Annotated in this window: 13 protein-coding genes; 8 read left to right on the top strand and 5 right to left on the bottom strand. The window is 67.8% G+C overall.

What is annotated here, in order from left to right:
* The coding region (locus HF877_RS20640) for a WhiB family transcriptional regulator (RefSeq protein ID WP_169623061.1) at window positions 1-170 on the top strand (170 nt) is incomplete at its 5' end.
* A gap of 20 nt (window positions 171-190) precedes the next feature.
* Here HF877_RS20640 and HF877_RS20635 read toward each other — a convergent pair.
* The gene (locus tag HF877_RS20635; RefSeq protein WP_169623060.1) at window positions 191-1,327 is read right to left on the bottom strand and encodes an ArsA family ATPase; all 1,137 of its coding nucleotides are present in this window, start codon (window positions 1,325-1,327) and stop codon (window positions 191-193) included.
* Window positions 1,324-2,337, bottom strand: coding sequence for an ArsA-related P-loop ATPase (locus HF877_RS20630; protein WP_346765259.1), 1,014 nt, complete (start codon window positions 2,335-2,337; stop codon window positions 1,324-1,326). Before HF877_RS20630 ends, HF877_RS20635 begins: the two co-directional genes overlap by 4 nt.
* 53 nt (window positions 2,338-2,390) lie before the next feature.
* Between HF877_RS20630 and HF877_RS20625 the strand changes: the two genes are divergently transcribed.
* From HF877_RS20625 to HF877_RS20615, 3 genes are all read left to right on the top strand, one after another.
* On the top strand, window positions 2,391-2,555 hold the full coding sequence (locus HF877_RS20625; RefSeq protein WP_169623058.1) for a hypothetical protein: 165 nt from the start codon (window positions 2,391-2,393) through the stop codon (window positions 2,553-2,555).
* 4 nt (window positions 2,556-2,559) lie between these two features.
* Entirely contained in the window at window positions 2,560-3,021 is a 462-nt protein-coding gene (locus HF877_RS20620; RefSeq protein ID WP_169623057.1) for a RidA family protein, read from the top strand.
* Window positions 3,022-3,125: 104 nt separating this feature from the next.
* A complete protein-coding gene (locus tag HF877_RS20615; RefSeq protein ID WP_169623056.1) occupies window positions 3,126-3,914 on the top strand; it encodes an MBL fold metallo-hydrolase in 789 nt (262 codons plus the stop codon).
* Window positions 3,915-3,998: 84 nt separating this feature from the next.
* Here HF877_RS20615 and HF877_RS20610 read toward each other — a convergent pair whose 3' ends face one another.
* Window positions 3,999-4,673 carry a Crp/Fnr family transcriptional regulator gene (locus HF877_RS20610; RefSeq protein WP_111731607.1) on the bottom strand — a complete coding sequence of 225 codons (675 nt, stop codon included), beginning with the start codon at window positions 4,671-4,673 and terminating at the stop codon, window positions 3,999-4,001.
* Window positions 4,674-4,869: 196 nt separating this feature from the next.
* The gene (locus HF877_RS20605; RefSeq protein WP_169623055.1) at window positions 4,870-5,142 is read right to left on the bottom strand and encodes a hypothetical protein; all 273 of its coding nucleotides are present in this window, start codon (window positions 5,140-5,142) and stop codon (window positions 4,870-4,872) included.
* A gap of 72 nt (window positions 5,143-5,214) precedes the next feature.
* Here HF877_RS20605 and nth point away from each other — a divergent pair, with 72 nt between their 5' ends.
* The 4 genes from nth to HF877_RS20585 are packed head-to-tail and all read left to right on the top strand — an operon-like array spanning window position 5,215 to window position 8,574.
* Entirely contained in the window at window positions 5,215-6,009 is a 795-nt protein-coding gene (gene nth / locus HF877_RS20600) for an endonuclease III (protein WP_169623054.1), read from the top strand.
* Window positions 6,010-6,014: 5 nt separating this feature from the next.
* Complete coding sequence (locus HF877_RS20595) at window positions 6,015-6,692, top strand: TlpA disulfide reductase family protein (protein ID WP_169623053.1); 678 nt, start codon at window positions 6,015-6,017, stop codon at window positions 6,690-6,692.
* Window positions 6,689-7,387, top strand: a complete 699-nt coding sequence (locus tag HF877_RS20590; protein WP_169623052.1) for a CoA pyrophosphatase — start codon at window positions 6,689-6,691, stop codon at window positions 7,385-7,387. The genes HF877_RS20595 and HF877_RS20590 overlap by 4 nt, the downstream gene beginning before the upstream one ends.
* Complete coding sequence (locus HF877_RS20585) at window positions 7,384-8,574, top strand: MarP family serine protease (protein WP_169623051.1); 1,191 nt, start codon at window positions 7,384-7,386, stop codon at window positions 8,572-8,574. Before HF877_RS20590 ends, HF877_RS20585 begins: the two co-directional genes overlap by 4 nt.
* Window positions 8,575-8,609: 35 nt before the next feature.
* Here HF877_RS20585 and HF877_RS20580 read toward each other — a convergent pair whose 3' ends face one another.
* The gene (locus HF877_RS20580; protein WP_169623050.1) at window positions 8,610-9,542 is read right to left on the bottom strand and encodes an alpha/beta hydrolase; all 933 of its coding nucleotides are present in this window, start codon (window positions 9,540-9,542) and stop codon (window positions 8,610-8,612) included.
* Window positions 9,543-9,558: the final 16 nt, after the last annotated feature.

The raw sequence follows: 9,558 nt of genomic DNA, 5'->3' as shown, positions 1-9,558 counted from the left end.
GCCCTGTGATGCTCCAGTGCGGCGTTGACGCACTCGACAATCGAGTGGAGTTCGGTGTCTGGGGAGGCATGACCGAGTGCCAGCGCCGAGCACTTCTCAAGCAGCACCCCGAGGTCGAATCCTGGGCAGATTTCTTCGCAGCGCAGCGTCACCACCAGAACGCGGTCTGACACCGCCCACCCGCAGAGGTTCAGGCCTCGCGGGTGAGCTGGTCGGCCACGGCCCTCAGCGCCTCGAGGTCCGACACCTCGAACGGCAACGAGGGCACGCCCACCACGGGCACGCGCGGGTTCGCGGCGGTGAAACTCCGCAGCAGACGTAGTTCCCGCTTGGCTGTGACTGCGCGGTGCGCGTGGATACGCAGGACGGCTTCGGCAGCCTCCGCGTCGTCACCGCCCTGCTCGGCAAGCGCGTCGGCCGCGGTCAGCGCATGGTCCGGGGGCATCTTCGACAGGGTCGGATGCGTTCGGTTGAGCACCAGGCCCGCGAGCGGCATCCGGTCCTCACCGAGCCGCTCGACGAAGTAGGAGGCCTCCCGGAGCGCGTCCGGTTCGGCGGACGCCACCACCATGAAGTGGGTGCCGGGCTGCTGGAGCAGCTGATAGGTCCGGTTGGCGCGCTCGCGGAACCCTCCGAACATGGAATCGAGCGACTGCACGAACGCGGACGCGTCCGACAGCATCTGGCTGCCCACGATCGTCGACACGGCCTTGAGAGCGATGCCCATCGCTCCGGTGACCAGACGCCCGATGCCCCGGCCGGGAGCGGTGAAGATCCGGATCATCCGGCCGTCGAGGAACGCGCCGAGCCGTTGCGGAGCGTCGAGGAAGTCGAGCGCATTCCGGGACGGCGGTGTGTCGACGACGATCAGATCCCACTCGTCGCTCTGCGCGAGCTGTCCGAGCTTCTCCATCGCCATGTACTCCTGCGTACCGGAGAACGACGACGCGACGGTCTGATAGAAGGGATTGTCCAGAATCTGCTGGGCTTTGTCGGGCGTGGAATGCTCGAGGACCATGTCGTCGAACGTGCGACGCATGTTGAGCATCATCGCGTGCAATTCGCCGGTGGATCCGGCCGGGAGTTCCACCTTCTGCGGCGAATTGTCGAGACTCTGCACCCCGAGGGCCTGCGCGAGCCGACGCGCCGGGTCGATCGTCAGGACCACCACGCTGCGGCCCTTCTCGGCAGCGCGCAACGCCAGCGCGGCAGCAGTGGTGGTTTTCCCGACGCCTCCGGATCCGCAGCACACGATCACCCGCGACGACGGATCGGCCAGGATTCCGCCGACATCGAGCGGAGTGGCGACGCGCGCCTTCCCGGTCATCGGACGCCCTGCTCGGTCAGTGCCTGGGCAAGCTCGTACAAGCCGCCGAGGTCGATGCCGTCGGCCATGGAGGGCAAGGACATGCGCGCCACCTTCACGTCGTCGAGTTGAGCGGCGCTGACCTGCTGTGCCTGCAAGGTTGCAGCGTGCTCGATGGCTTCGGTGAGCAGCCCGGCAAAATCTTCGTCGGAGAGCTTCACCCCGACCCGGCCGAACGCGGCGCGGATCGATTCTCCGGGTACCCGCCCGCCGGCAAATTCATCGACGAGATTTTCGGGCAGATGTTCGGGCGCGGTGCGGTTGACGATCACGGTGCCCAGGCGCAGATCTGCTGCCTGCAATTCCTCGACCGCGTCCGCGGTTTCCTGAACGGGTAGCGCCTCGAGCAGAGTGACAAGGTGCACGACCGTCTCGTCGGAGTGCAGCAGTCGCACCACGCCTTCGCTCTGCGACCGGATCGGGCCGGACTTCGCGAGGTCCGCCATGGCCTTGGTGACGTCCAGGAAACTGCTGATTCGTCCCGTGGGCGGCGCGTCGACCACCACCGCGTCGTACACGCGGCGTCCCGACGCGTCGGTGCGCACCACGGTTTCCTTGATCTTGCCGGTGAGAATCACGTCACGCAGACCCGGTGCGAGGGTGGTCGCGAACTCGACGGCACCGATCCGCCTCATCGCACGGCCCGCGAACCCCAGGTTGTAGAACATGTCGAGGTATTCGAGGAACGCCGCCTCGATGTCGATGGCGAGCGCGGAGACGACTCCGCCGCCCTCGGCGGAGGCGATCTTCGTCTCTACCGGCGGTAACGGCGGAACGTCGAACAACTGCGCGATTCCCTGCCGGCCTTCCGTCTCGACGAGCAGGACCTTGCGGCCGCCCGCGGCGAGCGCAAGCGCGAGCGCTCCCGCGACCGTCGATTTGCCGGTACCGCCCTTGCCGGACACGAAGTGCAGTCGCGCCTGTGCGGCGCCGGCCGGCCACTCGCCGGAATGAGATGTCGGTGTTGCCACGACCACGAGCCTATAAGTCGTGCGCTCGTTAAGGCGGCGGATAGGGTCATGACATGAGTGAAACGACTACGTGGGAGTACGCGACCGTGCCCCTGCTCACACACGCGACCAAGCAGATTCTCGATACCTGGGGTTCCGACGGGTGGGAACTCGTCACCGTCCTGCAGGGACCCACCGGCGAACAGCACGTTGCCTACCTCAAGCGTCCGAAGGGCTGACGCGGTGGCGCAACAGTGGTCCGCACGCCTCGCCGAGTTGGGGCTCAGCTTGCCGCCGATCGCCAAGCCGGTGGCGGCGTATGTGCCCGCCGTCCGTTCCGGTGACATCGTCTACACCTCGGGCCAGCTGCCGCTCGTCGACGGCACCCTCACCCACACCGGCAAGGTCGGCGCCGAGGTCTCGCCCGAGGACGCGAAGCAGGCGGCACGTACCGCCGCGCTCAACGCGCTGGCGGCCATCGATGGACTCGTCGGCCTGAACAACATCGCCAGCATCGTGAAGGTGGTGGGATTCGTGGCCTCGGCCGAGGGTTTCACCGGCCAGCCCGGCGTGATCAACGGCGCGTCGGAATTCCTCGGTGAGGTGTTCGGTGCCGTCGGTGCGCACGCCCGCTCCGCCGTGGGCGTCGCGGAACTGCCGCTCGGGGCTCCCGTCGAGGTCGAACTCATCGTCGAGGTGCGCTGACCTCGGCGGTGACCCGATCTACGGGGGTCGTGGCCCGGGACATCGATCCGCGGCCCTCGTAGAGTGGGATCGACCACGACGTCCCTGTCAGGAAAGGCAAGAACATGGCGCTGGTCCACCCCGCGTACGGCCGGTTGCGGCAGATCACGGAGAACGCTGCCGTGGTTCTGGCAGAGAACCCCTCGGTCATGTCCTTGGAGGGCACCAACACGTGGATCCTCCGTGCGCCCGGGGCAGACGAGTGCGTCGTGGTGGATCCGGGCCCGCTCGACGAAGCGCATCTCGCGCGCGTCGCGCAGGTTCCTGTCGCCGCGACACTCATCAGTCACCGGCACTTCGACCACACCGAAGGTGCGGGCCGGTTCGCCGAACTCGCCAACTGCCCCGTGCATGCGTCGTCGGCCGATCACCGGCACGGCGGCGGGAACGAACTTTCCGACGGTGACGTCGTCGAAGCCGCCGGGCTTCGCATTCGCGTACTCGCGACACCGGGCCATACCGCGGATTCGCTGTCCTTCGTCGTGGAGGACGACAACAGTGTCCTGACCGCGGACACCATCCTCGGACGCGGCACCACGGTGCTCGACGACACCGACGGCGATCTCGGCGACTATCTCCGCTCGCTGCGTGCACTGATCGGCTTGGGGCCGGGTTACACGGTGTTGCCCGGGCACGGCCCCGAACTGGACGACCTGGAGACGATCGCGCGGGACTACCTCGCCCATCGTGAGCAGCGCCTCGAACAGGTGCGTGGCGCGGTGCGCACCCTCGGTGAGGACGCGACAGCGCGCCTCGTCGTCGAGCACGTGTATGCGGATGTCGACCGGTCGTTGTGGGACGCGGCGGAGAAGTCGGTGAACGTGCAACTCGAATACCTGAGGAGCTTCGCCTGACGGCGATACCTCATAACCCGTAAATGAGCGAGCCCGGGACGCGTGTCGCGTCCCGGGCTCGCCCGTGTGTCGTGATGCCGCGTGTCAGCGGGCGCGACGCGCCAGACGCTCCGAGTCGGAGATCAGGACGCTCTTGCCTTCGAGGCGCAGCCAGCCGCGGTGCGCGAAGTCGGCGAGAGCCTTGTTCACGGTCTCGCGCGACGCACCGACGAGCTGGGCGATCTCTTCCTGCGTCAGGTCGTGCGTGACGCGCAGAGCGCCCGCCTCCTGCGTGCCGAAACGCTGCGCGAGCTGCAGCAGAGCCTTGGCGACGCGACCGGGAACATCGGTGAAGATGAGGTCGGCGAGGCTGTTGTTCGTGCGGCGGAGCCGGCGGGCCAGCACGCGGAGCAGCTGCTCGGCGATCTCGGGACGCTGGTCGATCCACGCCTTGAGTGCCTCGCGGTCCATGCTCACGGCACGCACCTCGGTGACGGTCGTCGCGGTGGACGTACGGGGGCCCGGGTCGAAGATGGACAACTCGCCGAACATGTCGGACGGGCCCATGATGGTCAGCAGGTTCTCGCGACCGTCGGGCGAACGCCGACCGAGCTTCACCTTGCCGGAGACGATGATGTACAGGCGGTCGCCGGGCTCACCTTCGTTGAAGATGACATGGCCACGGGGAAAATCGACCGGCTGAAGCTCTTTGACCAGCGCCGCAACCGCAGAGGGCTCGACTCCTTGGAAGATGCCTGCTCTGGCCAGGACCTCGTCCACGTGCGCTCCTTTTGGGAAATGAAAAAACGTTGTCTTGCTGCTGTGTCGGCACGTCTACGGGCATCCGACGGAGGTCACCTGTCAGGCGTACGACTCCCCAGTCTACTGTGCCGAGGTCAGGCGTGAGTGACCGACACCACGGATCGGGTGTTTTGCTTCCGAAAACCTTCTCGCAGGCTACCGGCGAGTATGTGGGTCAGCTGGCGCGACGCGTCCCCAGACCGTGATGTGAGGTGCTGCCGTCCGACTCGGTCGACCCCCGGCGCCGACGGCGGTGGAACCGGGCGAGAGCCCCGGGGAAACCTTCGCGAGCGAGCGCGGCGACATCACCCTGGTCGGCTTGGTCGAGGAATTCCTCGACCTCGTCCTCACGGACGGAAAGACGACTCAGGCGGGACTCGACACGCTCCATGGCGAGTGCGAACAGCGTCAGCAGCACTGGGAAAAGCACCACAGCGAGAGCTTGCATACCGGGAAGTAAACACGGGTTAGGTCTCAGATGAGACACGGGGGCGGATTGATGCGGAGGGGTTTACGTACAGTGGTCCAGGTGCATGCGACCCCGTCCGAGAGCTCCGATCAGGCTCCCCGTGGTGACTCGGGCGCGGCCCCCCGCTCCGAATCCCGGCTCGCGCTGGTGCGCCGCGCGCGACGGATGAATCGGCGGCTCGCCGAGGCTTTTCCCCATGTGTACTGCGAACTCGATTTCACGACGCCGCTCGAACTGGCGGTCGCGACGATCCTGTCCGCTCAGTGCACGGACGTGCGCGTCAACCAGGTGACTCCCGCGTTGTTCGCCCGGTACCCCGATGCCCGCGCCTACGCCGAAGCGGACCGGACGGAGCTCGAAGAGTTCATCCGATCCACCGGCTTCTTCCGCAACAAGGCGAACGCACTCATCGGTCTGGGCCAGGCTCTGCTCGAGCAGTACGACGGCGAGGTGCCGGCTCGGCTCGACGACCTCGTGAAGCTGCCCGGCATCGGGCGCAAGACCGCGAACGTCATTCTCGGCAACGCCTTCGATGTGCCGGGAATCACCGTCGATACGCACTTCGCTCGGCTCGTCGGACGCTGGAAGTGGACCACGGAAACCGACCCCGTGAAGATCGAGCACGCCGTCGGAACGCTCATCGAACGCAAGGAGTGGACGCTGCTGTCCCACCGGGTGATCTTCCACGGCCGTCGGGTCTGCCACGCGCGCAAACCCGCCTGCGGAGTGTGCGTGCTCGCCAAGGATTGCCCGTCCTACGGGATCGGACCCACCGACCCGCCGACCGCCGCCGCGCTGGTGAAGGGACCGGAGACCGAGCATCTGCTCGAGCTGGCCGGTAGGTGACGCCGGTGCACCCTTCCTCAGCAGGCCGTTGGAGCCTGGCAGCACTGGTCGTCGTGATCGCCTTGATCGTCGCCATCTGGCCGCGCGGCAACGATGACGCACCGGCTCCCTCGGCGACCGGCGCTGCGACCTCGGCCGCACCCGTCGACCGGCGAGCGCAGGACAACCCGCAGGCTCTCGCGCCCCTCCGGGAAACCGCCGCTCTGGATCCCTGCCCGTCGGCAGCGGGAACGCCTGCAGCGGGAGCGTCTGCGGACAGCCCGCTCGCGGGGTTGACGTTCGAATGCGTCGGCGACGGTTCCACGGTGGACCTGGCCGCCGCACTCGCGGGCAAGCCGGCTGTGGTGAATCTGTGGGCGTGGTGGTGCGGCCCGTGCGCCGAAGAACTGCCCGTGCTCGAGGAGTTCGCCGAACGAGCCGGAGATGCGGTGACCGTGGTGACGGTGCATACCGATCCCAACGAGGCCAATGCGCTGAGCAAGCTGACGGACTACGACGTGCATCTGCCCGGAGTGCAGGACGGCTCCGGACGAGTCCAGGCCGCGGTCGGAGCCCCGGCGGTGCTGCCGGTGACGATCCTGCTGCGAGCCGACGGCTCGGTGGCCAAAGTGCTGCCTCAGCCCTTCCGCTCCGCCGACGAGGTCGCCGCCGTGGTCGACGAATACCTGGGGGTGGCGGTATGACGCCGTACTGGTTGCGGAAGGTCACGACCCTCGAGCCGAAGGACCCGCACGACGACAATCCGATCATCAACCGGCGCGCGCCCTCCGGGCTCCCGGTCCGGCAAGCGGCGGTCCTGGTGTTGTTCGGTGGTTCGCCGACGCCTGACCCGCTCGCCCGTGGCGGCCTGCCGGCCGACGCGGATGTGCTGCTCACCCAGCGTGCGGCGACCCTGCGCCAGCACAGCGGACAGGTCGCGTTTCCCGGTGGCGCCGCCGATCCCGACGACGAGGGTCCCGAACACACCGCTCTGCGCGAAGCGCAGGAGGAAACGGGCCTGGACCCCGCCGGGGTACGTCCGCTCGCTGTGCTCCCCGAACTGTTCATCCCGCCCTCGGGCTTCGACGTGACACCCGTGATCGCGTACTGGGAGCGTCCGAGCCCCGTCGGTGTGGTCAATCCCGCCGAGGCTTCTCGCGTGGTGCGCGTGTCGCTGCACGACTTGCTCGACCCGCGGAACCGCTTCCAGGTACGGCACGCCCTCGGGTATCGCGGACCGGCCTTCCGGGTCGAAGGGATGCTCGTGTGGGGTTTCACCGCGGGAGTGCTCGCAGGCCTGTTCGCCGTCTCCGGATGGGAAATCGAATGGGATCACCACGACATTCGTGACCTCGATGTCGTACTCGCCGAAATGGAGACCGAGGTGGTCGAACCGTGACCGGATCCGGCTGGCTCGACCTGATCATCGTGCTGATCGTCGTCATCGCGGCATCGTCGGGACTGAGGCAGGGCGCGGTTGCGTCGGCCCTCGCGTTCCTGGGTGTACTGCTCGGTGCGATCGCCGGCATTCTCATCGCGCCGCACGTGCTCGTGCACGTCGAAGAGGGGCGAATGCGGATCCTGGCGGGGATCGCGTTGATCGTGGTGCTCGTCGTGATCGGCGAGGTGGCCGGGATGGTGCTCGGCCGGGCTGCCCGCAGTGGCATCCACAGCCCCGGCGTCCGGGCGGTCGACAGCGTCGTGGGCGCGGGTCTGCAGGCCGTCGCCGTGCTCGTCGCCGCCTGGCTTCTCGCCATTCCGCTGACGGCCACCACTCAGCCCGTGGTGTCCGCAGCGGTGCGGGGTTCTCATGTCCTCGGCACCGTCGACGAATTCGCTCCCGAGTGGATGCGGGCGATACCCAACGAATTCTCGGCTCTGCTCGACACGTCCGGGCTACCCGAGGTGATCGGACCGTTCGGCAGGACCCCGATCGCCGAGGTCGCGATCCCCGACGCTTCGTTGCTCGACAGCCCGGTGGCGGCAGATCTCCATCCGAGCGTGCTCCGCATCAACGGACTCGCGCCGAGTTGCCAGAAGGCACTCGAAGGGTCCGGCTTCGTCGTGGCGCCGGAACGGGTCATGACGAACGCGCACGTCGTGGCGGGCACTGCCGCCGTGACCGTCGACACCGAACAGGGCGCACTCGACGCCTCCGTGGTGCTGTTCGACCCGGCCGTGGACGTCGCGATCCTGTCGGTGCCCGGGCTCACGGCCCCACCGCTGGCATTCGCCCCCGTGCCCGCGGACTCGGGTGAGAACGCGATCGTCCTCGGCTATCCGGGTGGCGGGCCGTATACGGCGAGCGCCGCACGGGTCCGCGAAACGCTGGATCTGCAGGGACCCGACATCTACCGCAGCGGAACGGTCGAACGCGAGGTCTACACCGTGCGCGGTCTGATCCAGCAGGGCAACTCCGGTGGACCACTCGTCGACGCGCAGGGTCTCGTCCTCGGCATGGTGTTCGGCGCGGCCATCGACGACTCCGATACGGGATTCGTGCTCACGGCCGGGGAGATCAGCCGTCAACTCGCACTGGCCGGATCGGTGTTCGAACCCGTGGAAACCGGCGTCTGCATCGTCTGACGCCGGCGCCCGGACCGTGCGGTTGTCCGTCGGAGTCAGAGACCCCGCACGAAGCCGAGTAATTGCGACGTCACGACATCGGGCTTCTCCTGATGCGCGTAATGACCCGCGCCGTCGACGAACTTCAGGACGCGTCCGGGCGCGTGACGCTTGCACCGGCGCAGCGTCGCGGCCAGTACGTACGGATCGAGCACGCCGTGCAACTGGAGGACGGGCAGCGAGAGGGTGACGTCCATCGCCTTCATGAAACGTCGCCCGTCGGGCCGCCACTGGCTCCGGAACGCCCACCGCTGGTATTCCAGCGTGCAGTGCGCGACCCCCGGGATACGGATTGCCGAGCGGAGACGCTCGACGACGTCGGAGAATTCCGGCGTGGCCTGCCACTCCGGTCCCGAACGCAGGCGCGCGAGCCGTTCGATCTCGCGACTCTCGTCGCGAACCAGCCGACGTTCGGGCCGCCACGGCACCTGATACGACAGGAACGTCGGCAGGAGTGCTTTTCGCTGCGCCTTGTCGCGCAGTGCCCCGTCGCGCAGAGAGATCGGGTGGGGTGAATCGACGACGGCGATGGCACGCACGAGCCGAGGATGCAGAACCGCCGTCGCCCAGCAGACCAGCCCGCCGTCGGCGTGCCCGACGAGGATCGCCTCGCTGTGCCCGAGCGCGCGGACGAGACCCGCGATGTCGTTGGACAGGGTCCAGCCGTCGTATCCGCGCGGGGGCTTGTCCGAATCGCCGTAGCCGCGCAGGTCCACCGACACGGCTCGGTAGCCCGACTCGGCGAAGGCGGTGAGCTGGTGACGCCAGGACCACCACAGGTCCGCGAAACCGTGCACGAAGAGTACGAGCGGGGTGTCCGGATCGTGCGGGCCGGTTTCGACCGCGTGGAACCGGATGCCGTTCGCGTGGATGTCACGATGCGTCCACGGCCCGGGATAGCGGGCCGTGGACGGGTCGGGTGGAGCCACCTCTATATCGCTCGGC

It is taken from the genome of Rhodococcus sp. BL-253-APC-6A1W, from assembly GCF_012843405.1.
Classification (GTDB): domain Bacteria; phylum Actinomycetota; class Actinomycetes; order Mycobacteriales; family Mycobacteriaceae; genus Rhodococcus.
This window is presented reverse-complemented; position numbering and strand designations above follow the sequence as displayed.